The organism is Citricoccus sp. (genome assembly GCF_035445025.1).
Taxonomy (GTDB): Bacteria; Actinomycetota; Actinomycetes; order Actinomycetales; family Micrococcaceae; genus Citricoccus.
In genome coordinates this window covers 60,650-84,796 of the sequence record NZ_DAOMPX010000004.1, presented here as the reverse complement: position 1 = coordinate 84,796, position 24,147 = coordinate 60,650, and the positions used below count along the sequence as shown (strand labels likewise).

At 71.9% G+C, this 24,147-nt stretch carries 29 protein-coding genes; 15 read left to right on the top strand and 14 right to left on the bottom strand.

Features of this window, described 5'->3' with window-relative positions; genetic code table 11:
• Positions 1–26 precede the first annotated feature (26 nt).
• The 3 genes from PLJ28_RS02810 to PLJ28_RS02800 are packed head-to-tail and all read left to right on the top strand — an operon-like array spanning position 27 to position 1,785.
• Positions 27–650 (top strand): methylated-DNA--[protein]-cysteine S-methyltransferase, encoded by a 624-nt coding sequence (locus tag PLJ28_RS02810; RefSeq protein ID WP_183525860.1) that lies wholly within the window; start codon positions 27–29, stop codon positions 648–650.
• Entirely contained in the window at positions 647–1,252 is a 606-nt protein-coding gene (locus PLJ28_RS02805) for a DNA-3-methyladenine glycosylase I (RefSeq protein WP_298045450.1), read from the top strand. Before PLJ28_RS02810 ends, PLJ28_RS02805 begins: the two co-directional genes overlap by 4 nt.
• 23 nt (positions 1,253–1,275) lie before the next feature.
• Positions 1,276–1,785, top strand: coding sequence for a hypothetical protein (locus tag PLJ28_RS02800; protein WP_183525857.1), 510 nt, complete (start codon positions 1,276–1,278; stop codon positions 1,783–1,785).
• Positions 1,786–1,903: 118 nt separating this feature from the next.
• Here PLJ28_RS02800 and PLJ28_RS02795 read toward each other — a convergent pair whose 3' ends face one another.
• The 4 genes from PLJ28_RS02795 to PLJ28_RS02780 all read right to left on the bottom strand — a co-directional run bounded on the left by PLJ28_RS02795 (position 1,904) and on the right by PLJ28_RS02780 (position 4,826).
• Positions 1,904–2,161, bottom strand: a complete 258-nt coding sequence (locus PLJ28_RS02795; RefSeq protein WP_183525853.1) for a type B 50S ribosomal protein L31 — start codon at positions 2,159–2,161, stop codon at positions 1,904–1,906.
• 103 nt (positions 2,162–2,264) lie between these two features.
• A complete protein-coding gene (locus PLJ28_RS02790) occupies positions 2,265–3,089 on the bottom strand; it encodes a TrmH family RNA methyltransferase (protein WP_183525850.1) in 825 nt (274 codons plus the stop codon).
• Positions 3,090–3,141: 52 nt separating this feature from the next.
• The gene (locus PLJ28_RS02785) at positions 3,142–4,029 is read right to left on the bottom strand and encodes a sulfite exporter TauE/SafE family protein (RefSeq protein WP_183525847.1); all 888 of its coding nucleotides are present in this window, start codon (positions 4,027–4,029) and stop codon (positions 3,142–3,144) included.
• Positions 4,030–4,061: 32 nt separating this feature from the next.
• On the bottom strand, positions 4,062–4,826 hold the full coding sequence (locus tag PLJ28_RS02780) for an ABC transporter ATP-binding protein (protein WP_298045489.1): 765 nt from the start codon (positions 4,824–4,826) through the stop codon (positions 4,062–4,064).
• 131 nt (positions 4,827–4,957) lie between these two features.
• On the opposite strand from PLJ28_RS02780, the gene serB reads away from it, so the two are divergent.
• Complete coding sequence (gene serB, locus PLJ28_RS02775) at positions 4,958–5,896, top strand: phosphoserine phosphatase SerB (RefSeq protein WP_298045447.1); 939 nt, start codon at positions 4,958–4,960, stop codon at positions 5,894–5,896.
• Between the two features lie 10 nt (positions 5,897–5,906).
• Here the strand turns inward: serB and PLJ28_RS02770 are convergent, their stop codons facing one another.
• The gene (locus PLJ28_RS02770; protein ID WP_183525842.1) at positions 5,907–6,725 is read right to left on the bottom strand and encodes an SDR family oxidoreductase; all 819 of its coding nucleotides are present in this window, start codon (positions 6,723–6,725) and stop codon (positions 5,907–5,909) included.
• A 5-nt stretch (positions 6,726–6,730) separates the two neighbouring features.
• The gene (locus tag PLJ28_RS02765; protein ID WP_183525839.1) at positions 6,731–7,465 is read right to left on the bottom strand and encodes a beta-ketoacyl-ACP reductase; all 735 of its coding nucleotides are present in this window, start codon (positions 7,463–7,465) and stop codon (positions 6,731–6,733) included.
• Positions 7,466–7,584: 119 nt separating this feature from the next.
• Here PLJ28_RS02765 and PLJ28_RS02760 point away from each other — a divergent pair, with 119 nt between their 5' ends.
• Genes PLJ28_RS02760 through PLJ28_RS02750 form a run of 3 tightly spaced genes read left to right on the top strand, consistent with a single transcriptional unit; the run spans position 7,585 to position 9,246 of the window.
• Positions 7,585–8,058, top strand: coding sequence for a DUF3099 domain-containing protein (locus tag PLJ28_RS02760; protein WP_298045444.1), 474 nt, complete (start codon positions 7,585–7,587; stop codon positions 8,056–8,058).
• Positions 8,055–8,342, top strand: a complete 288-nt coding sequence (locus PLJ28_RS02755; protein ID WP_183525833.1) for a hypothetical protein — start codon at positions 8,055–8,057, stop codon at positions 8,340–8,342. Before PLJ28_RS02760 ends, PLJ28_RS02755 begins: the two co-directional genes overlap by 4 nt.
• The gene (locus PLJ28_RS02750; protein ID WP_298045443.1) at positions 8,335–9,246 is read left to right on the top strand and encodes an SURF1 family cytochrome oxidase biogenesis protein; all 912 of its coding nucleotides are present in this window, start codon (positions 8,335–8,337) and stop codon (positions 9,244–9,246) included. Before PLJ28_RS02755 ends, PLJ28_RS02750 begins: the two co-directional genes overlap by 8 nt.
• Before the next feature lie 32 nt (positions 9,247–9,278).
• On the opposite strand, the gene abc-f is transcribed toward PLJ28_RS02750, so the two are convergent.
• Positions 9,279–10,877 carry a ribosomal protection-like ABC-F family protein gene (gene abc-f, locus PLJ28_RS02745; RefSeq protein WP_010142583.1) on the bottom strand — a complete coding sequence of 533 codons (1,599 nt, stop codon included), beginning with the start codon at positions 10,875–10,877 and terminating at the stop codon, positions 9,279–9,281.
• A 102-nt stretch (positions 10,878–10,979) separates the two neighbouring features.
• On the opposite strand from abc-f, the gene PLJ28_RS02740 reads away from it, so the two are divergent.
• Genes PLJ28_RS02740 through ypfJ form a run of 4 tightly spaced genes read left to right on the top strand, consistent with a single transcriptional unit; the run spans position 10,980 to position 14,027 of the window.
• Positions 10,980–11,612, top strand: coding sequence for a biotin transporter BioY (locus PLJ28_RS02740; RefSeq protein ID WP_298045441.1), 633 nt, complete (start codon positions 10,980–10,982; stop codon positions 11,610–11,612).
• Positions 11,613–11,617: 5 nt separating this feature from the next.
• Entirely contained in the window at positions 11,618–12,430 is an 813-nt protein-coding gene (locus tag PLJ28_RS02735) for an energy-coupling factor ABC transporter ATP-binding protein (RefSeq protein ID WP_183525824.1), read from the top strand.
• A complete protein-coding gene (locus PLJ28_RS02730; RefSeq protein ID WP_324589870.1) occupies positions 12,427–13,101 on the top strand; it encodes a CbiQ family ECF transporter T component in 675 nt (224 codons plus the stop codon). Before PLJ28_RS02735 ends, PLJ28_RS02730 begins: the two co-directional genes overlap by 4 nt.
• On the top strand, positions 13,098–14,027 hold the full coding sequence (gene ypfJ / locus PLJ28_RS02725; RefSeq protein ID WP_183525818.1) for a KPN_02809 family neutral zinc metallopeptidase: 930 nt from the start codon (positions 13,098–13,100) through the stop codon (positions 14,025–14,027). The genes PLJ28_RS02730 and ypfJ overlap by 4 nt, the downstream gene beginning before the upstream one ends.
• A 104-nt stretch (positions 14,028–14,131) precedes the next feature.
• Here the strand turns inward: ypfJ and PLJ28_RS02720 are convergent, their stop codons facing one another.
• The 6 genes from PLJ28_RS02720 to PLJ28_RS02695 all read right to left on the bottom strand — a co-directional run bounded on the left by PLJ28_RS02720 (position 14,132) and on the right by PLJ28_RS02695 (position 19,241).
• Positions 14,132–14,458 carry a metal-sulfur cluster assembly factor gene (locus PLJ28_RS02720; protein ID WP_010142577.1) on the bottom strand — a complete coding sequence of 109 codons (327 nt, stop codon included), beginning with the start codon at positions 14,456–14,458 and terminating at the stop codon, positions 14,132–14,134.
• A gap of 10 nt (positions 14,459–14,468) precedes the next feature.
• Positions 14,469–15,233 carry a Fe-S cluster assembly ATPase SufC gene (gene sufC, locus PLJ28_RS02715; RefSeq protein ID WP_010142576.1) on the bottom strand — a complete coding sequence of 255 codons (765 nt, stop codon included), beginning with the start codon at positions 15,231–15,233 and terminating at the stop codon, positions 14,469–14,471.
• A 73-nt stretch (positions 15,234–15,306) separates the two neighbouring features.
• The gene (locus tag PLJ28_RS02710) at positions 15,307–15,642 is read right to left on the bottom strand and encodes a non-heme iron oxygenase ferredoxin subunit (protein WP_183525815.1); all 336 of its coding nucleotides are present in this window, start codon (positions 15,640–15,642) and stop codon (positions 15,307–15,309) included.
• Positions 15,642–16,871, bottom strand: coding sequence for a Fe-S cluster assembly protein SufD (gene sufD, locus PLJ28_RS02705; protein ID WP_183528348.1), 1,230 nt, complete (start codon positions 16,869–16,871; stop codon positions 15,642–15,644). Before sufD ends, PLJ28_RS02710 begins: the two co-directional genes overlap by 1 nt.
• 74 nt (positions 16,872–16,945) lie before the next feature.
• Positions 16,946–18,406: a Fe-S cluster assembly protein SufB gene (sufB, locus tag PLJ28_RS02700; protein WP_298045438.1), complete on the bottom strand. Its 1,461-nt coding sequence runs from the start codon at positions 18,404–18,406 to the stop codon at positions 16,946–16,948.
• Between the two features lie 34 nt (positions 18,407–18,440).
• Positions 18,441–19,241: a helix-turn-helix transcriptional regulator gene (locus tag PLJ28_RS02695; RefSeq protein ID WP_221243354.1), complete on the bottom strand. Its 801-nt coding sequence runs from the start codon at positions 19,239–19,241 to the stop codon at positions 18,441–18,443.
• A 178-nt stretch (positions 19,242–19,419) separates the two neighbouring features.
• Here PLJ28_RS02695 and PLJ28_RS02690 point away from each other — a divergent pair, with 178 nt between their 5' ends.
• From PLJ28_RS02690 to PLJ28_RS02675, 4 genes are all read left to right on the top strand, one after another.
• Positions 19,420–20,475, top strand: a complete 1,056-nt coding sequence (locus tag PLJ28_RS02690; RefSeq protein WP_298045437.1) for an ABC transporter ATP-binding protein — start codon at positions 19,420–19,422, stop codon at positions 20,473–20,475.
• Complete coding sequence (locus PLJ28_RS02685) at positions 20,472–21,257, top strand: ABC transporter permease (protein WP_298045436.1); 786 nt, start codon at positions 20,472–20,474, stop codon at positions 21,255–21,257. The genes PLJ28_RS02690 and PLJ28_RS02685 overlap by 4 nt, the downstream gene beginning before the upstream one ends.
• Positions 21,258–21,324: 67 nt before the next feature.
• Positions 21,325–22,359 (top strand): COX15/CtaA family protein, encoded by a 1,035-nt coding sequence (locus tag PLJ28_RS02680; RefSeq protein WP_324589869.1) that lies wholly within the window; start codon positions 21,325–21,327, stop codon positions 22,357–22,359.
• Positions 22,360–22,365: 6 nt separating this feature from the next.
• On the top strand, positions 22,366–22,929 hold the full coding sequence (locus tag PLJ28_RS02675) for a GNAT family N-acetyltransferase (RefSeq protein ID WP_324589868.1): 564 nt from the start codon (positions 22,366–22,368) through the stop codon (positions 22,927–22,929).
• A gap of 66 nt (positions 22,930–22,995) precedes the next feature.
• Here the strand turns inward: PLJ28_RS02675 and PLJ28_RS02670 are convergent, their stop codons facing one another.
• Entirely contained in the window at positions 22,996–23,985 is a 990-nt protein-coding gene (locus PLJ28_RS02670; protein WP_010142565.1) for a heme o synthase, read from the bottom strand.
• Positions 23,986–24,147 lie beyond the last annotated feature (162 nt).

The window sequence follows — 24,147 nt, the reverse complement described above, 5'->3', positions numbered from 1 at the left end:
AAACGAGACACGATGAGGACCACGTCATGACGACACCATCACCCCTGGGCCCCGGGAGCCTGCCGGCTTTCTCGGTGTCCGAGGCCGAGCTGGCCGGACTGGCCGGGAGGCTGGCCCACCGGGCGGAGGACGAGGCCCTGCTGGAGGTCGCCTACCGGATCCTCGAGAGCCCCGTGGGCCGGCTCCTGCTGGCCGCCACCGAGCGGGGACTGGTCCGGGTCGCCTTCGAGCGGGAGGGCTTCGATGAGGTCCTGTCCGGGCTGGCCCAGCGGCTCGGGCCCCGCATCCTGCACGCTCCCTGGAAGCTGGACGCGGCCGCGGCCGAACTGGAGGAGTACTTCGCCGGCCGCAGGCGGCAGTTCGGGGTGCCCCTGGACTTCGCCCTGTCCCACGGTTTCCGGCGGGCCGTGCAGCAGCGCCTGCCGGAGATCGGCTACGGGCGGACCATGTCCTACCGTCAGGTCGCCGAGCTCCTCGACCGACCCGGTGCCGTCCGGGCCGTGGGCACCGCCTGCGCCACCAACCCGCTGCCGGTCGTCGTCCCCTGCCACCGGGTGCTGCGCTCGGACGGCGGGCTGGGGGGTTACCTGGGCGGGCTCGAGGCCAAGGAGACGCTGCTGGGCCTCGAGAACCGGGCGGTCGCCGCGTGAGCGAGCCGCTGCCGGACGCCCTCGTCGTCGGGGAGGACGGCCTCGCCCGCCCGCCGTGGGCCGCCACCGATCCCCTGCTGCGCGAGTACTACGACACGGAGTGGGGCCTGCCCGTCAGGGACGAGCACGGCGTGTTCGAGCGACTGTCCCTGGAGGCCTTCCAGTCCGGGCTCTCCTGGCGGACCGTGCTGGCCAAGCGGCCCGCGTTCCGGCGGGCCTTCGCGGACTTCGACCCGGAACAGGTCGCCTGCTTCGGGGAGACCGAGGTGGACCGGCTCCTGGCCGATGCGGGGATCATCCGCAACCGGGCCAAGATTCTGGCGACGATCGGCAATGCCCGGGCCACCCTCCGGCTGCGGCCGGACGGCGGGCTCGCCGAGTTCGTCTGGTCGTTCCAGCCGGAACAGACCCCCCGGCCGCAGACCCCGGCGGAGGTCCCGAGCACGTCCCCCGAGTCCACGGCCCTGTCGAAAGCGCTGCGGGCGCGGGGTTTCCGGTTCGTGGGACCGACCACGATGTTCGCCCTCATGGAGGCCATCGGGATCATCGACACCCACCTGCTGGGTTCGCACCGCCGGGGATCCTCCGAAGTGTGGACGTGAGAGGGGCTGGGTAGGCTCGGGGCATGACGAACGACGCGGGTGCCCTTCGCCGGTGGACGACGAGGGCCGGCTGGATCCTGGCCGTGGCGGTGCCCCTCTGGATGGCCGGTGGCCGGTTCCTGACGGACAGCGCCGGGGACCTCACGGCGGTCTATGCGCTGACGCTCGCGCCGGTCCTGTTCCTGCTCTCGGTGACCGCCCTCGCGGTGCCCCGCCGCCGCGCGGGACGCCAGCCCTCCGCCCGGTCCCTGGGGCTGCTGCTGATCGCCTGGGCCTGCGGCCTCGGGCTGGGCTTCACGCTGCCGGACACCGGGGAGGGCGCCTCCTCCGTGCTCGGCGCCCTGGTGGGACCTCAGGCCGAAGGCGTGGCCGCCGCGCTGAGCAATCCGCTGGGGATCATCATGCTCTTCATGTCGACCGCCGGCTGCGTGCTGGCCGTGCGGGACAGCTCGCGCACGGACGATGCCCGTCGCTCCCCCAGCGACGAGGACGACTACCAAGGCACCGGCTACTTCCCCGTCCTGGACGTCTGACCGCCGCAGGACGAGGGCAGTCGGGTAGACAGACAGGAACCGGGGCCGAGTCCTGGCCGCCTCCCGAGGGAGGACGGCCGGCTCGACCCCGGTTCCGGGATGTCGTGGAGGCGGAAGACTACTTCTTGCCGCCGAAGCCCTTGAAGCGGGCGTTGAAGCGCTCGACGCGGCCGGCGGTGTCCATGATCCGCTGCTTGCCGGTGTAGAACGGGTGGGACGCGGCCGAGATCTCGACGTCGATCACCGGGTAGGTGTTGCCGTCCTCCCACTCCATCGTCTTGTCCGAGGAGGTGGTGGTGCGGGTGAGGACCTTCTCGCCGGAGGCCAGGTCGTTGAAGATCACCAGCTGGTAATCGGGGTGGATGTCAGTCTTCATGGGGAATCCTTCGCATGCGCCACTGGATTTTGCCAGCAGCTTTTCAGGAACGTTGGGGGGTCGGCCGCGGCACGGCCGAGGATCAACTATAGCGCATCGGCCCTCAGGCGCGGGAACGCAACTCCCAGAAGGCGACGGCCGACGCGGCGGCCACGTTGAGGGAGGCCACCCCGGCGGACATGGGGATCGCCACGTGCAGGTCACAGGCCGCGAGCGTCGCCGGGGTGACCCCCGGGCCCTCGGCGCCCAGGACCAGGGCCAGCCGGTCGTGTCCGCGCAGCTCCGGGGCGTCCACGGGGATGGCCTCCTCGCTGAGCTCGAGGGCGGCCACCGTGAACCCCTCGCCCCGCAACCGGTCCAGCTCGGCGGGCCAGGCCGACCGGCCCCGGCCGTCGGCCTCCCCGATCCGGGCCCACGGCACGGCGAACACGGTACCCATCGACACGCGGATGCTGCGCCGGTAGAGCGGGTCGGCGGACTCGGGACTGACCAGGACGGCGTCCACCCCCAGCCCCGCCGCCGAGCGGAAGATCGCGCCGAGGTTGGTGTGGTCGGAGACGTTCTCCAGGATCGCGACCCGCCGCGCCCCGGCCAGGACCTCGTCCACGGTGCGCGGCGCCGGCCGGTCCATGGCGGCCAGCGCACCGCGGTGCAGGTGGAAACCGGTGATGCGTTCCAGGACCTCGTCCGTGCCGGTGTACACGGGAACCCGGGGATGCGCGGCGAACACGTCGGCCATCGACTCCAGGTACCGGTGGGTGAGGAAGAACGACCGGGGAGTGTGCCCGGCCGCCAGTGCGCGGCGTACCACCTGCGAGGACTCGGCCAGGTAGATGCCGTGGACGGTGTCCTGCCGTCGGCGCAGGGCGGCGTCGGTGAGCCGGGCGTAGACCTCCACCCGCGGATCGGAGACGTCGGTCAGCTCCACCGGCTGACTCCCCGACTGACTCCCCGGCTGGCCCCCGGGCCGGCCCACTGCCTCACCCACCGGCGACCAGCCGCCAGACCATGTTCGCCAGGCCGGCCAGGCCCACGACGACGATGACCACCCGCAGCCAGAACGGCCTGATCCGCCGGCCGATCCGGGCGCCCAGGCTGGCACCGAGCATGGAGGAGACCGCGATGAGCAGCACGGCCCGCCAGTCGATGCGGTCGAAGGCGAAGAGCAGGTAGGACGTGGCGGCGATGAGGTTGACCATGAGGGACAGGTAGGTCTTCGCGGCATTGGCGTGGACGAGGGCCCCGCCCATGAACACCCCGAGGATGCCCAGAAGCAACACGCCCTGCGCCGCCACGAAGTACCCCCCGTAGACACCCGCGCCGAAGGTCAGCAGCCACAGCAGCGGGGTCACCGGTCCCGTCGGGACGCCCGGGTCCTCCGCGCCGACGCGGGTCACGGCCCCCGGCCCCGGGGCCGTCGCGGCCTCCGGCGTCCCCTCCTGGCCGTCCGTTTCGGCCTGGCGCGCCTTCCGGCGGCGCACCCACGCGGACATCCGCGGCTGGAACACCACGAAGCCCAGGGCCACCACGATCAGGATCGGTGCCGCGACCCCGAAGACCTCCTCCGGCAGCACCATGAGCAGGAACGCGCCGACCAGCCCCCCGGTCAGCGAGGCGGTCGTCAGCGCCGGCAGCACCGCGCGCGACTGGGCCAGCTCACGCCGCCAGCCGAACACCCCGGACACGCCCGCGGCCACCAGGCCCATGGCGTTGGAGATCTGGGCGGTCACCGGGGGGAATCCCATGGCGACCAGCACCGGGAAGGTCACCAGGGTGCCGGACCCGACGAGGGTGTTGATGGTGCCGGCCCAGAATCCGGCCAGCAGGATGACGGCCACCTGCCAGAGCTCGAGGCCCAGGAATTCCACGCAGTACCCCTCCGGTGCGACGGGTGCGCCGGTCAGCGGGCGACGGCCGTGTAACGGCCCTCGTCGCGAGTGACCTTGAGGGGCAGGCCGAAGGCGGCGGAGAGGTTGTCCTCGATGAGGGTCTGCTCCAGCGGACCGGCGGCGACCACGCGGCCCTGGCGCATCAGCAGCGCGTGGGTGAAGCCCGGCGGGATCTCCTCCACGTGGTGGGTGACCAGGACCAGGGTGGGCGCGGCCGGATCGGCGGCCAGGCGGGTCAGGGCCCGCACGAGGGTCTCCCGGCCGGCCAGGTCCAGGCCGGCCGCGGGCTCGTCGAGCAGCAGCAGTTCCGGGTCGGTCATGAGCGACCGGGCCACGAGGACGCGCTTGCGCTCGCCCTCGGACAGGGTGCCGAAGCGCCGGTCCTCATAACCGCTGAGTCCCCACTGCCAGATCAGGCGCCGGGCCCGTTCCTCGTCCTGCGCGTCGTAGTCCTCGTTCCAGCGGCCCATCACGCCCCAGGACGCCGTCACCACGGCATCCAGCACGGTCTCCTGGCCCGGGAGCTGCTGGGCCAACGTCGCGGAGGACAGCCCGATGCGCGGGCGCAGCTCGAAGACGTCGACGGCGCCGAGGACCTCGTCCAGGATCCCCACCATGCCGGTCGTGGGGTGCATGCGCGTGGAGGCCACCTGCATCAGGGTGGACTTGCCGGCCCCGTTGGGACCCATGATGATCCACCGCTCGCCCTCACGCACCTGCCAGTGGATGTCCTGCAGCAGTTCCTTGGTGCCCCTGCGGACCCCCACCGCCGCCATCTCCACCACTGCCTCGCCCGAGGGGACGAGGGTCGAAGGGGCATGACTGGCGCGCTGGAGTCCGTCAGAAGGGTTGGTCATGCCTCAAACACTAGGCTAGGAGGACCCTTCCCAGCACGAAAGGCCACGGCATGGCGCCCATTGCATCCTTCACCGCAGCAGTCACCGACGACGACGGACTCACCCCGGCCTCCCGGCCCGGGGCCGCGACCGACCGGGTCCTCGTCTACCTCCCCGGGGAGGCCGGTCCCGCCGCCGGTGGGCCGGGCCGCGATGACGCGCCGGTCGGGGTGCCCGCCCACGCGGAACCGGTCTCCGGCGTCGGCTTCCACGGCTGGCGCTGGGACGTCCCCGCCGGGGAGCCGGCCGGCCGGCCGGATCCGGCCCTGCTGCCCCACGGCGCGGCCGTGGCGGTGGTGCCCGCGGAGGCCGTCACGGCCACGCCCAGGATGCTGGTGATGGACGTGGACTCCACGCTGATCCGCCAGGAGGTCATCGAGCTGCTGGCCGCGTATGCCGGGCGCGAGGCGGAGGTCACGGAGGTCACGGAGGCCGCCATGCGGGGTGAGGTGGACTTCGCCCAGTCGTTGCACCAGCGGGTGCAGGCCCTGGCCGGGCTGGAGGAGGACGTCATCGCGAAGGTGGCGGCCGCCGTCGAGCCGCAGGACGGGGCCCGCGAGGTGATCACCGCGTTCCGCGACGCCGGCTGGGAGGTGTGCGCGGTCTCGGGCGGCTTCACCCAGGTGCTGGCGCCGCTGGCCGCCGACCTCGGGCTGACCCGCTACCGGGCCAACGACCTGGAGATCGTGGACGGCCGGCTGACCGGGCGCGTGACCGGGGCCGTCGTGGACAGTGCCGTCAAGGCGCGGATGCTGCGCGCGTGGTCCGCGGAGGCCGGGGTGGACCCTGCCGGGGTGATCGCCGTGGGCGACGGCGCGAACGACATCGACATGCTGCAGGCCGCAGGGCTGGCCGTGGCGTTCTGCGCCAAGCCCGCCCTGCGCCCGCACGCCGATGTCGAGCTGGACGTGCCGTCGCTGGACGTCGTCCGGGTGCTCGCCGGCCTCTGAGGGCCCCGCGTCAGCGGTGGTCGGGATCGCCGCCGGCGGCCTCGAGGAAGTCCTGGGCCCCGCCCACGTACTCGGTGTGTCCGGCCGGCAGGTCCCGGCCCACGAGGGAGGCCACCTCGGCGGCGAACTCCTCGACCGAGTACAGCTTCCCGGCCGCCTCGCGCCGGGCCTCGATGGCCCCGGGCTCGGCCCGGTTGAGCATCGTGGCCGTGATGGTTCCCTCGATCATGTCCCCGGACACCACCACGAGGGTGATGCCCTTCTCGCGCAGCGCGGGGATGCGCTCCCGCAGGGCGGTCTCGCCGGCACGCTTGGAACGGGCCACCGGCACATAGGCGTCCATGGTGGGGACCGCGTCGATGAAGTGCGCCTGGTGGCTGGTGACGAAGACCACCTGCGAGCCGGAGGGCATGACCTCGGCGGCGGCCTCGAGCATGGCGACCTGGGCGTCGCGGTTCAGCACGTTCGCGTAGTCCTCGCCCATGGAGGACTCCATCCCCCCGGAGGCGTTGAGCACCAGGATGTCCAGGGAGCCGAAGGCCGAGAGGGCGGCGTCCACCATGGCCTGGCGGCCCTCGGCGGTGGTGATGTCCGCGCCCACGGCGACGGCGCGGCCGCCGGCCTCCTCGATCGAGGCCACCACCTTGTTCGCCCGGGGCGCCTTCTGCCGGTAGTTGACCACGACGCCGGCCCCCCGGGCGGCGAGCAGTCGCGCGGTGTCGGCGCCCACACCACGGCTGGAGCCGGTGACGATGGCGCCCTTGCCGGCGAGGTCCTGGGTGGTCTGGGTGCTCTGGGTGCCCTCGGCACCCGTGTTCTCGGAAGTCATGCGGATCAGTGTCCCATCCCCAGGCCGCCGTCCACGGGGATGACGGCACCGGAGATGTAGGAGGCCTCGTCGGAGGCGAGCCACCGCACCACGCCGGCAACCTCGGACGGCTCGGCGAAACGGCCGGCGGGGATCTGCGTCTTGTACTGCTTCTGCAGGTCCTCGCCCAGGGCCTGGGTCATCTCGGTGTCGATGTACCCGGGGGCCACCACGTTGGCCGTGATGTTCCGGGAACCGAGTTCGCGGGTGAGTGAGCGGGCCATGCCGACCAGGCCGGCCTTGGAGGAGGCGTAGTTGATCTGTCCCGGCGAGCCCATCAGGCCGACGACCGAGGAGATCAGCACCACGCGGCCCTTCTTCTTGCGAATCATGCCCTTGGAGGCGCGCTTGAGCACCCGGAAGGCACCGGTGAGGTTGGTGTCGATGACCGAGGTGAAGTCCTCCTCGCTCATCCGCAGCAGCAACTGGTCCTGGGTGATCCCCGCGTTGGCCACGAGCACCTCGACCGGGCCGTGGGCCGCCTCGACCTCGGAGAAGGCCCGGTCCACCGAGTCGGCGTCCGTGACGTCGGCCTGCACCGCGAACAGCCCGTCCGGGGCCTGCCCGGACCGCGAGGTGACGGCCACCCGGTCCCCGTTGTCCCGGAAGGCCTGCGCGATGGCCAGGCCGATGCCCCGGTTGCCACCGGTGACCAGGACGCTGCGCCCGCCCGTCGAATCCTGCGTGCTTGCCTCGGCCATGGTTCCTCCTGGGTCGGTCCTGCTTCTTCGGTGCCCCACTCTAGGGCGGAAAGTGGGACAATGGACGACAGGCCCGGACACGCCGGCCACCGATTCCCCACCGCTCAGGAGCCTGCCCCATGTCCATCCGTCACGCCGAGACCGGTCGCCAGACCGGGCACCCCCGGCGAGACCGCTCCGAGGACGTCCAGCGCATCACCAGCGCACCGGCACCGGGCCACGTCGACCGCGACGCCCGCTTCGTGCGCTACGCGTGGCAGATGGGGATCCGCACCGTCTGCTTCGTGCTGGCCTTCTTCACGACCGGCTGGGTGCAGATCGTCTTCTTCGTCCTGGCCATCGTGCTGCCGTACATCGCGGTGGTCCTGGCCAATGCCGGCACCGTCTCCAACGGCGAGGCGCTGGACGCCGTGCCCCGGGCCAGCGCCCAGGAACTCACGAACCGGCTGCAGCTGGACGCCGGGCCGGAGACCCTGGTGGGAACCACCACGGACGATCCGCCGGCGGGCGCCCGGCCGACCGGGCCCCGCGTCCAGCCGGAACCGCGCCCCCTGCCGGAACCGGGCAACGATCGGGACCACCGCGCCGCATGAACGACCGTGACCTCCTGGGTGCCCTGGACGGCACCGCCTCCGCCACGCCCGGCCCGGCGACCGCGCCGCCCTCGGGACCGGACGGGTCCGGCGGACCGGCCCGGGCGGAGTGCTCCCGCAAGGGGTGCCGGCAGGACGCCGCCTGGCTCCTGGAATGGAACAACCCCCGCATCCACGCGCCCGAGCGGCGCAAGACCTGGCTGGCCTGCCCGGAGCACCGGGACTGGCTCGCCGACTACCTGCGGTCCCGGGGACTGCTGAAGGACGTGCTCCCGCTTGACTGAACCCGAGGCGCAGACGCCGAAGCGTGCCCGGCTCGACTACCGCTTCCTCATCTCCCCGCAGTGGCTCGGCGGGCTGGCCTTCTGCGCCGTCTTCGCCGTCGCCTGCGCCCTGCTGGGCCAATGGCAGATGGACCGGCGCATGGAGGCCGTGGCCGAGATCAACAAGGTCCTGCAGAACTACGACGAGCCGGCCGTCCCGCTGGCCTCGAACGCCACGGTGTTCACCGACTTCCAGCCCCACCAGCAGTGGACCCCCGTGGAGATGGAGGGCGAGTACCTCGAGGAGGACACCCGGATCGTGCGCAACCGCCCGCTGGCCGGCAAGCCGGGCTACGAGGTCCTCGTGCCCTTCCGCGCGGACACCGGGGACGTGATCGTGGTCAACCGCGGCTGGCTGCCGATCGGTGACACCCCCGGCCGGCCCGACGTCGTCCCCTCCCCGCCCGCGGGCGAGGTCACGGTCGTGGTCCGGGCCAAGCCGGGCGAGCCCGACCTGGGCCGGGACGCCCCCGAGGGCCAGCTCGCCTCGATCGACCTGGTCGCCTTCACGGACAGCGTCGGTTACCCCGTGGCCGACACCGCCTACGGTCAGCTGGCGGACGAGACCCCCGCCCCCGCGGTGGGCATGCAACAGCCGCCCAAGCCCCCGCTGGACGAGGGACCGCACCTGTCCTACTCGCTGCAGTGGTTCATGTTCGGGCTGATGAGCTTCGTGGTCTGGGGCTACATGGCCCGGCAACGGGCCCTCAACGACCGCGACGACCGCGAGCAGGGACTGACCGAGGACGACGGGTACCTCTCCGCCTACCGGGCTCCGAAGTCGAGGCCGGCCCGCCGCCGCGGCGGGCGGCCGACCGACGAGGAGGCCGAGGACGCGCTCCTCGACGCCGCCGAGTCACGCTGAGCACGCTGAGGGCGCGCCGGCCGGTCCGCCGGTCAGGCCAGCGTGATGAGGTCCTGGTAGGAGCTGTTCCAGAGGTCCTCCACCCCGTCCGGCAACAGGACCACGCGCTCCGGGTCGAGCGCCTCCACCGCGCCCTCGTCGTGGGTGACCAGCACGACCGCACCCTCGTAGGTCCGCAGGGCGTTGAGGATCTCCTGGCGTGAGGCCGGGTCCAGGTTGTTCGTCGGCTCGTCCAGCAGCAGCACGTTCGCGCTGGAGGCCACGAGGGTGGCCAGGGCGAGGCGGGTCTTCTCGCCGCCGGAGAGCACGCCGGCCGGCTTGGCCACGTCGTCGCCCTGGAACAGGAAGGAGCCCAGGATGTTGCGCACCTCGGTGTCCGCCAGGTCCGGGGCCGCGGTCTTCATGTTCTCCAGGACGGTGCGATCGGTGTCCAGCGTCTCGTGCTCCTGGGCGTAGTAGCCGAGCTTGAGGCCGTGACCGGCGATCACCTCGCCCGTGTCCGGTGTGTCGATGCCCGCCAGCATCCGCAGCAGCGTCGTCTTGCCGGCACCGTTGAAGCCGAGGATCACCACCCGAGAACCGCGGTCGATCGCCAGGTCCACCCCGGCGAAGATCTCCAGGGAGCCGTAGGACTTGGACAGGTCCTGCGCCGTCAGCGGCGTCTTGCCGCACTTGGCCGGTTCCGGGAAGCGGATCGCCGCGACCTTGTCCGCGGCCCGCTCCCCCTCCAGGCCCTGCATCATGCGCTCGGCGCGCTTGATCATGTTCTGCGCGGCGACCGCCTTGGTCGCCTTGGCGCGCATCTTGTTGGCCTGGTCCATCAGGTGGCTGGCCTTCTTCTCCGCGTTCGAGAACTCGCGCTTGCGCCGGGCCTGGTCCTGCTCGCGCTGCAGCAGGTAGTTCTTCCACCCCATGTTGTACTGGTCGATCACCTGGCGGTTGGCGTCCAGGTAGAGGACCTTGTTGACGGTCATCTCCATCAGGTCCACGTCGTGGCTGATGACGATGAAACCGCCCGGGTAGGACTTCAGGAACTCCCGCAGCCACACGATCGAGTCGTGGTCCAGGTGGTTGGTCGGCTCGTCCAGCAGCAGGACGTCCGCGTCCGAGAAGAGGATCCGGGCCAGCTCCACGCGGCGGCGCTGGCCGCCGGAGAGGGTGTGCAGGGGCTGGTCGAGGATGCGGTCCGGCAGGCCGAGGTTGGCACAGATCGTGGCGGCCTCGGACTCGGCGGCGTATCCGCCCGACGTCGTGAACTCCGCCTCGAGCCGGCCGTACCGGTGCATCGCCTTCTCGCGGATCGCATCGTCCGGGTTGGCCATGTCGTCCTCGGCCTGGCGCATGCGCCGGATGATCTGGTCGAGCGAGCGCGCCGAGAGGATCCGGTCCCGCGCCGTCTGGTCCATGTCCTCGACCTTGGGGTCCTGGGGGAGGTAGCCGACCGAGCCGCGGCGCGTGACGTGGCCGCCCGTGGGCTGTCCCCCACCGGCCAGGACCTTGGTCAGGGTGGTCTTGCCGGCACCGTTGCGGCCCACCAGTCCGACCTTGTCCCCGCGATCGACCTTGAACGTGACCCCGTCCATGAGCAGACGCGCACCCACGCGGAGTTCGAGGTCTGTGACAGCAAGCACGGGGGGATCTCCTTGGACGGCCTAGACTGTCCGCCGAGGCGGGCGGAACCCGTCAAGTCTACCGTCGAGCCACGCCGGTACCGTCCGTACAGGAGCTGAACCATGAGCCAAGCAGTCCAGAGCGCCCAGCGCACGTCATTGACGGTGCCCACGCAGGTGGCCCTGGCCGGGGTGTTCGCGGCGCTGATCGCGGTGTGCTCGATGCTGCCCCCGATCCCGGTGGGCGGTTTCGGGGTGCCGATCACCCTGCAGACGTTCGCGGTGATGCTCACCGGCCTGATCCTGGGGGCCCGCCTGGGCTTCCTGTCGGTGCTGCTCTACCTCGTGGTGGGGCTGGCCGGGCTGCCGGTGTTCTCCGGGTTCAACGCCGGGATCGGCGTGCTGGCCGGGCCCTCGGCCGGGTACCTGCTGGCCTTCCCGCTGGCGGCCGGCCTGGCCGGGGCGCTGTCCACGGTGGTGCTGCGCCGCGGCCAGACCGCCGCCGCCCGGGGCGCGGGCCGGATGGGCTTCGGCTGGTGGGCCCTGGTGTGGCTGTGCGCGATGGTGGCCTCCTTCGTGTTCATCCACCCGATGGGCATCGCCGGGATGATGCTCGCCCTCGACCTGGACCTGGCCACCGCGCTGGGGGCCGACATGGTGTTCTGGCCCGGGGACGTGGTCAAGAACGTGCTGGCCACGGCGGTGGCCGTTACCGTCATCCGGGCCTTCCCGGCCCTGGCCCTGCGCCGGTTCTGAGCCGGATGCCCACCGCGGGGCCGGACCCGGTCATCGAGCTGCGCGGGGCGGTCGTCGACCTGCCCGGCGCGGCCCCGGCCCCCGGGCAGGGAACCGGGGCCGCCCCCGGGACCCTGCGCATCCTCGGGCCGGTGGACACGGTCCTGGCCGAACCGGTCACCGCGGTGATCGGGGCCAACGGATCGGGCAAGTCGACCCTGGTCCGCCTGCTCAACGGGCTGGTCCAGCCCTCGGCGGGCACCGTCACGGTGCACGGACTGGACACCGTCGCCCGGGTCGACGAGGTACGGTCCCGCACCGGGTTCATGTTCACCGACCCGCTGGTGCAACTGGTCATGCCCACGACGGGTGAGGACGTCGAGCTCTCCCTGCGCCGGACCATCCGCCACCGGGGCGAACGGCGCCGCGCCGCCGAGGCGGTCCTGGCCGAGCACGGACTGGCCGGGCTGGCCCACCGCAGCATCTACGACCTCTCCGGTGGCCAGCGCCAGCGCCTGGCCCTGGCCACCGTGCTGGCCACGGACCCCGCGCTGCTGGTGGCCGACGAGCCGACCACCCTGCTGGACCTGGACTGGACCCTGGAGGTCCAGGACCTGCTGCTCTCCCTGCCCGGCAGCGGCCGGTGCCGCCAGCTCGTCTACACCACCCACGACCTGGACTTCGCCGCCCGGGCCGACCGGTGCCTGGTCGTGGCCGGCGGGCGCATCGTCCACGACGACGACGGGCCCGGGGCGGTGGCCTGGTACCGCCGGGACGTCCACGACCGACGTGCCGCCCGCACCCGGCCCGGAGCCGGCCGCCAGGAGCGCGCACGGTGAACCTGCTCGACCACCGGCCCGGCACCTCCCCGGTCCACCGGGCACCCCTGGGCGTGAAGTACGCGGTGCTGCTGGTGCTGACCGTGGTCCTGGTGGCCTGGCGCCAGCCCGTGGTGGTCGGCGCCGTGCTCACCGGGGTCCTCGGCCTGTACCTGCTGGCCCGGCTGCCCGGAGAGTTCCTGGCCCCCTGGCGCCGCGGCTGGCCCCTGCTGGCCTTCGCCGGCGTGGCCCGCTTCGCCTCCGGGGTGTTCGGGCCGGTCCCCCTGTCCCCGCTGGACGCCCTCGGGCCGGCGCTGGTGGTCATGGCCGCCGTCTTCGGCGCGCTGGCCGCCGCCCGGCTGCTGGTGATCACCACCCCCGGCACGGAACTGCTGGACGGCCTGGCCCACTTCTTCGGCGCGTTCCGCCGGTTCGGGGTCAACCCGGAGGCCGCCGCCCTGGCCGTGAACGTCATGCTGCGCACGATCCCCTGGGTAGGCGCCGCCGTGCGCGCCCACGCGGAGGCCCTGGCCTCCCGGGGCCTGCGCCGCGGGCCCGTGCGCCTCATGGGACCGGTGCTCGTGGCCACGGTCGGCCACGCCCGAGCCACCGGGGAGGCCCTGGCCGCCCGCGGGCTGCCCGCCGCACCCGAGCCGAAGCCTCCGGGGCCGGACTACACTCGGGGCGCATGAGCTTCAATGACAACGTCCGGCTGGACCCCTCCCGCGTCCGAGACTCCCGGGGCCGCGGTGGTGGCGGCCGGGCGGGGCGCGGCGGAACCGTCGCCATCGGTGGCGGCACCGGCCTGCTGGTGCTGCTGCTGGCGATCTTCGCCCCCGGACTGGCCGAGCAGCTCGGACTGACCGGCCCGTCGCCGGAGACGTCCCAGTACGAGCCCGTCGGCCCGGCGGCGTCCGCCACCTGCCGCACCGGGGAGGCGGCGAACGAGCGGACCGACTGCCGGATCATCGCCACGGTCGAGTCCGCCGACGCCTTCTGGGATCCCCACCTGGCGGAGTACAACGTCACCTGGCGGCCCCCCGGAGTGGAGCTGTTCGGCGGTCAGGTCAACACGGCCTGCGGCATGGCCACCTCGGACGTCGGCCCGTTCTACTGCCCGGGCGATGAGACGGCGTACTTCGACACGGACTTCTTCGGCCTGCTGCAATCGCGGTTCGGGGCCTCCGGCGGCCCCCTGGCCGAGGAGTACGTGGTCGCCCACGAGTACGGCCACCACATCCAGAACATCATCGGCTACCTGCAGTACTCGCAGTCCGGCGGCACCGGGCCGGAGTCCGGGGCGGTGCGCGTGGAACTGCAGGCGGACTGCTACGCCGGGATGTGGGCCGGGCACGCGGTGCGCACCGTGGACCCCGAGTCGGGCGACCCGTTCCTGGATCCCCTCACCCAGACCGACCTGCGGGACGCGCTCTCCGCGGCGGCCGCCGTCGGGGACGACCGCATCCAGCAGTCCACGACCGGTCGCGTGCTGCCCGAGGCCTTCACGCACGGCACCTCCGAGCAGCGGATGGCCTGGTTCATGCACGGCTACGAGTCCGGGGACGTCAACCAGTGCAACACCCTGGACCACCCCGACCTGGACGATCCGACGGCCTGAGCCGCCCGTCCTCCCGGGCAGGGACAGTGCCGGGGACGCAGACGAGAACACCCCGGTCCGTGGACCGGGGCGTTCTCGTCTGCGGGGGGGGTGAGGGGTCGGGCTCAGATGTTGAAGCCCAGGGCCCGCATCTGCTCGCGGCCCTCCTCGGTGATCCGCTCCGGGCCCCACGGCGGCATCCAGACCCAGTTCAGCCGCCACTCGTCGACCATGGTGCCGATCTCGTTGCCGATCTGCTCCTCGATCACGTCGGTGAGCGGGCAGGCCGCGGTGGTCAGGGTCATGTCGATGATCAGGGCGCCGTCCTCGGCGTAGTTCATGCCGTAGAGCAGCCCGAGGTCGACGATGTTCACGCCCAGCTCGGGGTCCATGACCTCGTGCAGGGCCTCCCTGATGTCCTCGAGGGAGGTCTGTGCCTGGTCAGTCGTCATGCTGTCCTCCTCAGGCCCCTGCAGCAGCGGTCTCGAAGCGCTCGTAGCCCTCGGCCTCGAGGCGGTCGGCCAGCTCGGCGCCACCGGACTCCGCGACCTTGCCGTCCACGAACACGTGCACGAAGTCGGGCTTGATGTACTGCAGGATGCGGGTGTAGTGGGTGATGAGCAGGGTACCCATCTCATTGGTGGCCTGGGCACGGTTGACGCCCTCGGAGACCACGCGCAGCGCGTCGACGTCCAGGCCGGAGTCGGTCTCGTCCAGCACCGCGAACTTCGGCTTGAACAGCTCGAGCTGCAGGATCTCGACGCGCTTCTTCTCGCCGCCGGAGAAGCCCTCGTTGACGTTGCGGCTGGCGAAGGCGGGATCGATCTTCAGGCCCTCCATGGCGGCCTTGACGTCCTTGGTCCAGTGGCGCAGGGACGGGGCCTCGCCGTCGATGGCGGTCTTGGCGGTGCGCAGGAAGTTGGTCATGGTCACGCCCGGGATCTCGACCGGGTACTGCATCGCCAGGAACAGGCCGGCGCGGGCACGCTCGTCCACGGACATCTCCAGGACGTCCTCGCCGTCGAGCGTGATGGTGCCGGAGGTGACCTCGTAGCGCGGGTGGCCCGCGATGGTGGAGGCCAGGGTGGACTTGCCGGAGCCGTTTGGGCCCATGATGGCGTGGGTCTCACCGGTGTTGATGGTCAGGCTGACGCCCTTGAGGATCTCCTTGGGGCCGTTCTCGGTCTCGATCGAGACGAACAGGTCCTTGATTTCCAGCGTAGACATTCGTGTTCTCCTTGCGGTTCGCCGGTGCCCCGGCGGGAAGTGTGGTTGGGGTGGCTGCGGTGCAGCGCTCGGGCTATGCGACCCGGTTGAGGACTCTGGAGGTGTCCACCCAGATGCCGTCGTCCTCCACGGCGAGGGCATAGACGGCGACCGGCTCGGTCGCGGGCGGCACGTTCGGTTCACCGGTGACGAGGTCGAAGGCCGACCCGTGGCCGATGCACTCCAGGGCGCACCCCTCCACGAACCCCTCGGAGAGGGAGACCTCGCCGTGCGAGCAGGTGTCGTTGAGGGCGTGGAGCGAGCCGTCGGAGGCGCGGACCACGGCGACGGGGATCCCGTCGACCATGAACCGCCTGGCCTCCTCCGGCCCGATCTCGTCCGCGCCGCAGACGCGCTGGCCGGCCGCCATCAGTGGGTCGCCACCTGCAGCTCGGTCTCCATCTGCGCGGTGAGCATCTCCTCGACGTCGGTGATCCCGATCTTCTGGATGATCTCGTTGAGGAAGCCGCGCAGCACGAGCTCGCGGGCCTCCTGCTCCGGGATGCCCCGGGCCATCAGGTAGAAGAGCTGCTCGTCATCGAACTGGGCGGTCGAGGAGGCGTGTCCGGCGCCCTCTATCAGCCCGGTCTCGATCTCCAGGTTCGGCACCGAGTCCACGCGGGTGCCGTCCGTCAGGACGAGGTTCTGGTTCTTCTCGTAGCTGTCGGTGCCCTCGGCCGTCTTGCGGATGAGGACGTCGCCGATCCAGACGGCCCGGGCGTCCTTGCCCTGCAGGGCGCCCTTGTACAGGACGTTGGAGGTGCAGTTCGGGGTCGCGTGGTCCACGAACAGCCGCTGCTCCAGGTGCTGGCCGGCGTCGGCGAAGTACAGTCCGTACATCCGGGCCTCGCCCCCCGTGCCCGCGAAGCGCGAGGTCGGGGTCAGGCGCACCACCGAGCCGCCGTAGGAGACGGTGACGTGCTTGAAGGAGGCGTCCTTGGCGACCTTGGCCTGCTGGGCCGAGGCGTGCACCGCGTCCCCGTCCCAGGCCTGGATCGAGGTGACGTTCAGCCCGGCGCCCTCGCGGACGTCGAACTCCACGTTCTGGCTCACCACGGCGGTGCCGCGGTGGGTGATCACGACGTCGGCGCGGGAGTTGGGCTCGGCGATGATCAGCAGGTGCTGGGCGGCCGGCTCGGAACCCGCGCCGGTGACGTCGATGCGGACCGGGGTGCCGGCCTCGACGCCGGCACCCACGGTGACGACGGTCGCCTCGGCGAAGGAGGCCCAGGCTGCGGCGGACACGCGGTCGTCCGGGGTCAGGGCGGCGCCGAGGCGGGAGTCCTCGCGGGACACCGTCTCGACGGTCACCCCGTCCACGGCACCGACCCCGACCGCCGGGGCGGCGCCGGTCAGCCGGGCGGAGTCGCCCTCGGGCAGGTGCAGACCGGCCAGGCGGTCCAGCGGGGTGAACCGCCAGTCCTCCTCGCGGCCGGTGAGCACGGCGAAGTCGGCCAGCTCGAAGCTGGACCGGCGGTCCGCGCGGGACGAGCCGGCGGTCGCCTGCCGGGCCCCGTCCGCGGGGACCGCGTGAGAGGCGTGGCCGGCGGCGCTGGCCGCGGCGACCTCACCGGAGAGCTTCTCGCCCTCCTCCCCCATGCCGGGGATGACGGGCACTCCGGCGCCGTCCGCGTCGATTTCTTCCGGGGCGGTGTTGACAGTCTGTGACACGCTCAGCCTACCGATCCTTCCATCTGCAGTTCGATCAGCTTGTTCAATTCCAGGGCGTACTCCATCGGCAGCTCGCGCGCGATCGGCTCGATGAAGCCGCGCACGATCATGGCCATGGCCTCGGTCTCGGACATCCCGCGGCTCATCAGGTAGAAGAGCTGCTCCTCGGAGACCTTCGACACCGTGGCCTCGTGGCCCAGGGTCGCGTCGTCCTCGCGGATGTCGATGTACGGGTAGGTGTCCGAGCGGGAGATCGTGTCCACCAGCAACGCGTCGCACACGACCGAGTTGGCGGAGTTCTTCGCGCCCTCCATGACCTGGACCAGGCCACGGTAGGCCGCCCGGCCACCCGAGCGTGCCACCGACTTGGAGACGATGGAGCTGGAGGTGTTCGGGGCCAGGTGCACCATCTTCGAACCGGTGTCCTGGTGCTGGCCGGCACCGGCGAAGGCGATGGACAGGGTCTCGCCCTTGGCGTGCTCGCCGGTCAGGTAGACCGCCGGGTACTTCTGGGTGACCTTGGAGCCGATGTTGCCGTCGATCCACTCCATGGTGGCGCCCTCTTCGGCCACGGCGCGCTTGGTCACCAGGTTGTACACGTTGGTGGACCAGTTCTGGATGGTGGTGTAGCGCACGCGGGCGTTCTTCTTGACGACGATCTCCACGACGGCGGAGTGCAGCGAGTCCGAGTTGTAGATCGGCGCGGTGCAGCCCTCGATGTAGTGGACGTAGGAGTCCTCGTCCGCGATGATCAGGGTCCGCTCGAACTGGCCCATGTTCTCGGTGTTGATGCGGAAGTACGCCTGCAGCGGGATCTCCACGTGGACGCCCTTGGGCACGTACACGAAGGAGCCGCCGGACCAGGTGGCGGTGTTCAGGGCGGCGAACTTGTTGTCGCCCACCGGGATCACGGAGCCGAAGTACTCCTTGAAGATCTCCGGGTACTCCTTCAGGCCGGTGTCGGTGTCCAGGAAGATGACGCCCTGCGCCTCCAGGTCCTCGCGGATCTGGTGGTAGACGACCTCGGACTCGTACTGGGCGGCCACACCGGCGACCAGGCGCTCACGCTCGGCCTCCGGGATGCCGAGGCGCTCATAGGTGTTGCGGATGTCCTCGGGCAGGTCCTCCCAGGACTTCGCCTGGCCCTCGGTCGAGCGCACGAAGTACTTGATGTTGTCGAAGTCGATGCCGGACAGGTCGGCACCCCAGGTGGGCATGGGCTTGCGCTGGAAGTACTTCAGGCCCTTCAGGCGCAGGTTGAGCATCCACTCGGGCTCACCCTTCTTGGCCGAGATGTCGCGCACGACCTCCTCGTTGACGCCGCGGCGCGCGTTGGCACCGGCATCGTCCTGGTCGGCCCAGCCGAACTGGTACGGGCCGATGGCCTCAAGCTCCGGGTTCTTCTCGAGTACCTCGGAGATCACGCCCGGATCGGCGTTCTCCCTGGTGATCTGATCGGTCATCTGAAGCCTCTCTTCGTGGTCGGTGGTCTGGACGTCAGTCGGTGTCCGGAGCCGTGTGGCTGCCGGCGCCGCTGATGGTCTGGGGGCCGGCCCCGTGCCGGCCGGGCGGCTCGGCGTCGCGGCCGAGGGGGACGTGGGTGGTGCACACGTGGCCGCCGGTGGGCAGCGTCGCCAGCCGGCGGACGTCCACCCCGAGCAGCCGGGCGAACAGCTCCGTCTCCTCCTCGCAGAACTGCGGGTAGTCGGCGGCCAGCTCCTGGAGGGGGCAGTGCCCCTGGCAGATCTGGGCCGCCTTGAGGGTCGGGTGCTTCGTGGCGGAGTCGGGCCGCCCGACGAGGCGGACGCTGGCGTGGAAGCCCTCCGCGTCCAGCACCCGCGCCAGGGCGGTGGCGCGGTCCTTCAGGGACGCGGTGGTGCCGATGGCCTCGCGGTAGCGGTCCTCGACGGCGGCGAAGCGCTCCCGCGCGACGGCCCGGACGGCGTCGGGCCCGGCCACCTCGGCCAGGTGCCCCAGGGCCCGGCTGGCCAGCTCGAGGTAGTCGTTGCCCAGGCGGCTCTGGCCCTCGTGGCTGATGACGTAGCGCCGCGAGGGGCGTCCGGCGCCGCGGTTGCCGGCGACGAGCTTGACCTCGACCGCACCCTCCTCGGAGAGGGCGTCCAGGTGCCGGCGGACGGCGGCCGCCGTGAGCCCCAGCAGCTCACCGACCCGGGCCGCGCTGACCGGCCCGTGGGACAGGACCGCCTGCAGCACCCGGTCCCGGGTGCTCTCGCGGGGTCCTTCGACCGTGTCCCCTGCGGGCACGTCGACGTCACTGGAGGAATACACAACCGCCATTTTACCTAATTCGTGGTCAGGCGAAAGTAAGGCGTGCCTTGCCCCGCGAGCGTCCACGGGCGCGGCGCGCGAGGCCCGGCACGCCCCGCACACCGCGCTCGGCCGGGACCTTCCTCGCTTGCCCTAACCCCGCTCTACCTTTCGTAGAAGTCGAGGGGCCCACGGGTACCATGGACGGGTGCCGTTCCCCCTGCCCCCCACCCCTCGCGAGCCCGGTCGCCGGGCCGACGTCGCGGTCGCCGACCGTCAGGCCGGTGGCCCCGTCGCCTCCGCTGCCGGCGCTCCCGCGCCCGCCCTGGTGTCCCTCAACGGCGTCTGCCGGACGGTGCGGAACCGCCGTCGAGGGGACGTGGAGATCCTGCGCGGGGTCGACTTCCAGGCCCGCGCGGGCCAGGTCACCGCGCTGCTCGGGCCCAACGGGGCCGGCAAGACCACCACCCTGACGATCGCCCAGGGACTCGACCGCCCCGACGCCGGCACGGTCGAGCTGCTCGGCCAGGATCCCTGGCGCGCCGGTTCCGCACTGCGCAGCCGGGTGGGGGTGATGCTCCAGGACGGCGGGCTGCCCCCGTCCGCCACGCCGGCCCGGCTGCTGGCGCACGTCGCCTCGCTGTACCGCGAGCCGGCCGACATGGCCGCGCTGGTCGAGCGGCTCGGCATCGGGGAGTTCGCCGGCCGTGACATCCGCCGCCTCTCGGGGGGCCAGCGCCAGCGCGTGGCGCTGGCGGCCGCCCTGGCCGGCCGTCCGCGCGTCGTGTTCCTCGACGAGCCAAGCGCGGGCCTGGACCCCGTGTCCCGCCAGCTGGTGTTCGACCTGATCACCGAGCTGAAGCAGGCGGGGCTGGCCGTGGTGCTCACCACGCACCTGCTCGACGACGCCGAACGGCTGGCCGACCACGTGGTGCTGCTGCGCGAGGGGGTCGTCGAGCGCGCCGGCACCGTCGCCGAGCTCACCGCCCGCTCCGGCCCGGCGCCCCTGTCCTTCACCGTGTCCGTGCCGGTCGGGGAGGCCGTCCTGGCCTCCGCACCGGAGGGGCTCTCCGTCAGCGAGGTGGGCCTGTCCTCCGAGACCGCCGATGCCCCCGGAGGCTGCACCTACCACGTGCTCGGGGTCTCCGACCCGGCGCACTGGGCGGCTCTGGGCGCCTGGTGGAGTGCCGCCGGGCTCATGCCCACGGACGTCCGCCTCATCCACCGCACCCTGGAGGACGTCTTCCTGGAGGTCGCCCCGTGAACACCCGCCTCGACACCCGCCTCGACACCTCCCCCGCCGGGACCTCGAACGCGCGGTCCCTGGCGCGGCGCGTGCTGGCGCAGGGACGCTACGAGACGGTGACCGCCCTGCGCAACGGCGAGCAGTTGCTGATCTCCCTGATCCTGCCGGTGATGGCCCTGTTCGGGGTGGTCTGGGCCGGCCTGCTGGACCGGCCGGACGTCGACGGCGTGGACGTGGCCGTGCCGGGCGTCCTGGCCCTGGCCGTCCTGAGCTCGGCCCTGACGGGGCAGGGCATCGCCACCGGGTTCGACCGGCGCTACGGAGTGCTCGCGTACCTCTCCACCACGCCGCTGGGCCCCGCCGGCCTGATCCTCGGCAAGGCCGTGGCCGTGCTGTCCGTCCTGGTCCTCCAGGTCGTGGTCATCGGCGGTGTCGGCCTGGCCCTGGGCTGGCGTCCGGACCCCGCGGGCATCCCGGCGGCACTGCTGTTCTTCCTGGCCGGCGCGGCGGCCTTCACGGCCATCGGGCTGTTCATCGCGGGCACCGCCCGACCGGAGGCCACGCTGGCCCTGACCAACCTGATGTGGGTGCTGCTCGGCGCCGTGGGCGGCGTGGTCTTCCCGCTGCCGGAGAGCGGGTGGCTGGCCGGGCTGGGCGTCGTCCTGCCCTCGGCGGCGCTCGGCGACGGACTGCGCGCGGCCCTGGGCACCGGTGCCCTCGACGTCGGTGCCCTCCTCACGCTCATCGCCTGGGCGGCACTGGCGACCGCCGGGGCGCTGAGGTGGTTCAAGTGGCGCTGACCCGACCCCGACCCGAACCCCACCGCAGCCGCCGGCTGCCCGACCGACCCGTCCGAAGGACCCGCCCGTGAGCACCCCCACCCAGTCCCCCGCCCCCGGATCCACCGCGACGGCGGCCGGAGCCACCCCGGGCCGGTGGCGCCTGCCGCGGGACATCACCCGCACGACGTACTGGCTCACCGTCATCTCCCTGGTCACCGAGATCGGCATCATCGTCACGGGAGGCGCGGTCCGGCTGACCAAGTCGGGACTGGGGTGCCCCACCTGGCCCAAGTGCACCCCGGAGTCCCTGACCAACACCCCCGAGATGGGCATCCACGGCTACATCGAGTTCGGCAACCGCACCCTGACCTTCGTGGTCGGCATCGCGGCCCTGGCCGTGCTGCTCTGGGTCTGGAACCTGCGCCGCTCACACCGGGGCATCTTCTGGATGTCCGTGGGCATGCTCGCGTGCATCCCCGCCCAGGCCGTCGTCGGCGGGATCACCGTGCTGACCGGACTGAACCCCTGGGTCGTGGCCATGCACTTCCTGGTCTCCTCGGTGATGGTCTGCGTCGCCAGCCTGCTGGTCAACCGGGTGGGCGTGGAATGGCGCCACCGCGAGGCCCTGGCCCGCGGCGAGGGCGAGCAGGCGCCGACGGCGATCGTGGACGGTGAGACCTCCCCGCTGTCGCGGGGCATGGCCACGACGGCCTTCGTCACCGGCTGGGTGGTGCTGTACCTGGGCACCGTGGTCACCGGCACCGGACCCCACGGTGGTGACGCGGACGCGCCCCGTCACGACTTCGACCCGCTGGTCGTCACCCGCCTGCACGCCCTGCCCGTGTACCTGATGACCGCTGCCGCCCTCGTGCTGCTCGTGGTGGTGCTGCGCCAGCAGTCCTCGCGGCTGCAGCGGATCTCCGCCTGGTCCCTGGTGGGCGTGATCGCCTTCCAGGCGATCATCGGCTACACCCAGCACTTCACCGGCCTGCCGATCTGGCTGGTCCTGCTGCACATGCTGGGCACCGGCCTGGTGGTCTGGGCCGTGACCACCGCCTGGGACCGCCAGGTGTCCGCCTACCGCGCCCGACCGGCCCGGCGGCACGCGACGACGGCCTAGGGCCCCGTGTCCTCCGCCCGCGTGATCCCTGCGGCCATGCCGGCGGTCTCCGAGGCCTCGGACGTCGTCCACGCGGGCCCGCTGTCGGAGCTGGCGGCGTCGACCTTCCCGCTGGCCTGCCCGCCGGGCTCAGCGCCGGAGGACATCCGGTCCTTCATCGCCGCGAACCTGACCGCGGGGCATTTCGCGGCCCACATCCGGGCGGTGGACCGGACCGTGCTGTGGGCCGGCCACGAGGACGGGGAAACGGTGGGGTACTGCCTGCTCGTCCACGGCTCGCAGCCGGCGTTCTCCGAGCCCGCGGCCCTGCGGCACGCGCCGACGGTGGAGCTGAACAAGTTCTACGTGCACGCGGACCACCACGGCCGGGGCGTCTCCGCCCGGCTCATGACGGCCGCCCTGCAGGCGGCCCGCCGGAGCGGCGCCGCCGGGATCTGGCTCGGCGTCAACCAGGAGAACGCCCGGGCCCAGCGGTTCTACGCCAAGAGCGGGTACTCACGCTCCGGCGTCCGCACCTTCCGGATGGGACGCCGCACCGAACAGGACTTCATCCTGGAGCGACCCCTCTGAACGTCCAGGACGGCCGTCGCCACCGCCGGTGGCCGCCGTCCACTCCCGAGCGGGGCAGCCCGCGGGTCAGGCCGGGGCGCCCGGAACGGTCATGAGCGGTTCGCCCACGAAGGGGTCCACCGCGAGGGCCACGAAGACCAGCGTGAGGTACGTGATGGACAGGTGGAAGACCTTCATGGCCTTCTTGTCGTTGTAGTCCGGCTTCTGCGACTGCCCGTAGAGCACGTGGCACTCGTAGATGAACCAGCCGCCGGTGACCAGGGCGACCGCCGTGTAGACGATGCCGGCCCAGCCCAGCGGGACCAGCAGCAGGGAGCAGGCGACCGTGGCCCAGGCGTAGAGCACGACCTGGCTGGACACCACGCGGGCCGAGGCCACGGCACCGAGCATGGGGACCTCCGCGTCCTGGTAGTCCTTCTTGTACTTCAGGGACAGCGGCCAGTAGTGCGGCGGGGTCCACAGGAAGATGATCAGGAACAGCACGATGGCGGGCCACTCGATGGTCCCGCGCACCGCGGCCCAGGCGATGAGCACCGGGAAGCACCCCGCGATCCCGCCCCAGACGATGTTCTGCTCGGTGCGCCGCTTGAGGACGAGGCTGTAGACGACCACGTAGAAGAAGATCGCGGCGACCCCGAGGGCGGCGGCCAGCAGGTTGGTCCCCAGGGCCAGGATGAGGATCGACACCACGCCGATCACCCAGGAGAAGACGAGCGCCTCGCGCGGGGTGAGCTCGCCCGTGACGAGGGGACGGTTCTCGGTCCGCTTCATGATCTTGTCGATGTCACGGTCGATGTAGCAGTTGAACGCGGCGGAGGAACCGGCGGCCAGCGCCCCGCCGACCATCGTGGCGACCATGGTCAGCACATCCGGGAAACCGCGCTGGGCGAAGATCATGGTCGGCAGCGTGGTGACCAGCAGCAGCTCCATGACGCGCGGCTTGGTCAGCGCCACGTAGGCGGCGGCCTTCCGGCCGAACCCCAGCTTCCGGGTCTCGGAACGGACGCCGGACGACGTCTGCGTCCCGGCGGACTGGGCATCAAGGGTGCTGGGCATCTACTTCTCACGGTGCAGGAGGACGGGGACGGTGTTCACGCAAGAGGTCCATTGCCCGCCCTGACATCGGACGGCCGACCCGGGGAACACCCCCTCCAGTGTACCCGTCGCGCCGACGCCGTCAGACCCGGGTGACGTTCCCGTGGGTCGCAGTGACCCACC

Coding starts and splice junctions, on each gene's coding strand:
- PLJ28_RS02765 (WP_183525839.1), bottom strand. CDS start 7,465: ATGGCCGAGGCAAGCACGCAGGATTCGACGGGCGGGCGCAGCGTCCTG.
- PLJ28_RS02740 (WP_298045441.1), top strand. CDS start 10,980: ATGAGCCAAGCAGTCCAGAGCGCCCAGCGCACGTCATTGACGGTGCCC.
- ypfJ (WP_183525818.1), top strand. CDS start 13,098: ATGAGCTTCAATGACAACGTCCGGCTGGACCCCTCCCGCGTCCGAGAC.
- PLJ28_RS02710 (WP_183525815.1), bottom strand. CDS start 15,642: ATGGCGGCCGGCCAGCGCGTCTGCGGCGCGGACGAGATCGGGCCGGAG.
- sufC (WP_010142576.1), bottom strand. CDS start 15,233: ATGTCTACGCTGGAAATCAAGGACCTGTTCGTCTCGATCGAGACCGAG.
- PLJ28_RS02810 (WP_183525860.1), top strand. CDS start 27: ATGACGACACCATCACCCCTGGGCCCCGGGAGCCTGCCGGCTTTCTCG.
- PLJ28_RS02780 (WP_298045489.1), bottom strand. CDS start 4,826: ATGGCGGCGGTGGGGGTCCGCAGGGGCACCAAGGAACTGCTGCAGGAC.
- PLJ28_RS02760 (WP_298045444.1), top strand. CDS start 7,585: ATGTCCATCCGTCACGCCGAGACCGGTCGCCAGACCGGGCACCCCCGG.
- sufB (WP_298045438.1), bottom strand. CDS start 18,406: ATGACCGATCAGATCACCAGGGAGAACGCCGATCCGGGCGTGATCTCC.
- PLJ28_RS02695 (WP_221243354.1), bottom strand. CDS start 19,241: ATGGCGGTTGTGTATTCCTCCAGTGACGTCGACGTGCCCGCAGGGGAC.
- PLJ28_RS02800 (WP_183525857.1), top strand. CDS start 1,276: ATGACGAACGACGCGGGTGCCCTTCGCCGGTGGACGACGAGGGCCGGC.
- PLJ28_RS02735 (WP_183525824.1), top strand. CDS start 11,618: ATGCCCACCGCGGGGCCGGACCCGGTCATCGAGCTGCGCGGGGCGGTC.
- PLJ28_RS02670 (WP_010142565.1), bottom strand. CDS start 23,985: ATGCCCAGCACCCTTGATGCCCAGTCCGCCGGGACGCAGACGTCGTCC.
- PLJ28_RS02720 (WP_010142577.1), bottom strand. CDS start 14,458: ATGACGACTGACCAGGCACAGACCTCCCTCGAGGACATCAGGGAGGCC.
- serB (WP_298045447.1), top strand. CDS start 4,958: ATGGCGCCCATTGCATCCTTCACCGCAGCAGTCACCGACGACGACGGA.
- PLJ28_RS02755 (WP_183525833.1), top strand. CDS start 8,055: ATGAACGACCGTGACCTCCTGGGTGCCCTGGACGGCACCGCCTCCGCC.
- sufD (WP_183528348.1), bottom strand. CDS start 16,871: ATGGGGGAGGAGGGCGAGAAGCTCTCCGGTGAGGTCGCCGCGGCCAGC.
- PLJ28_RS02795 (WP_183525853.1), bottom strand. CDS start 2,161: ATGAAGACTGACATCCACCCCGATTACCAGCTGGTGATCTTCAACGAC.
- PLJ28_RS02770 (WP_183525842.1), bottom strand. CDS start 6,725: ATGACTTCCGAGAACACGGGTGCCGAGGGCACCCAGAGCACCCAGACC.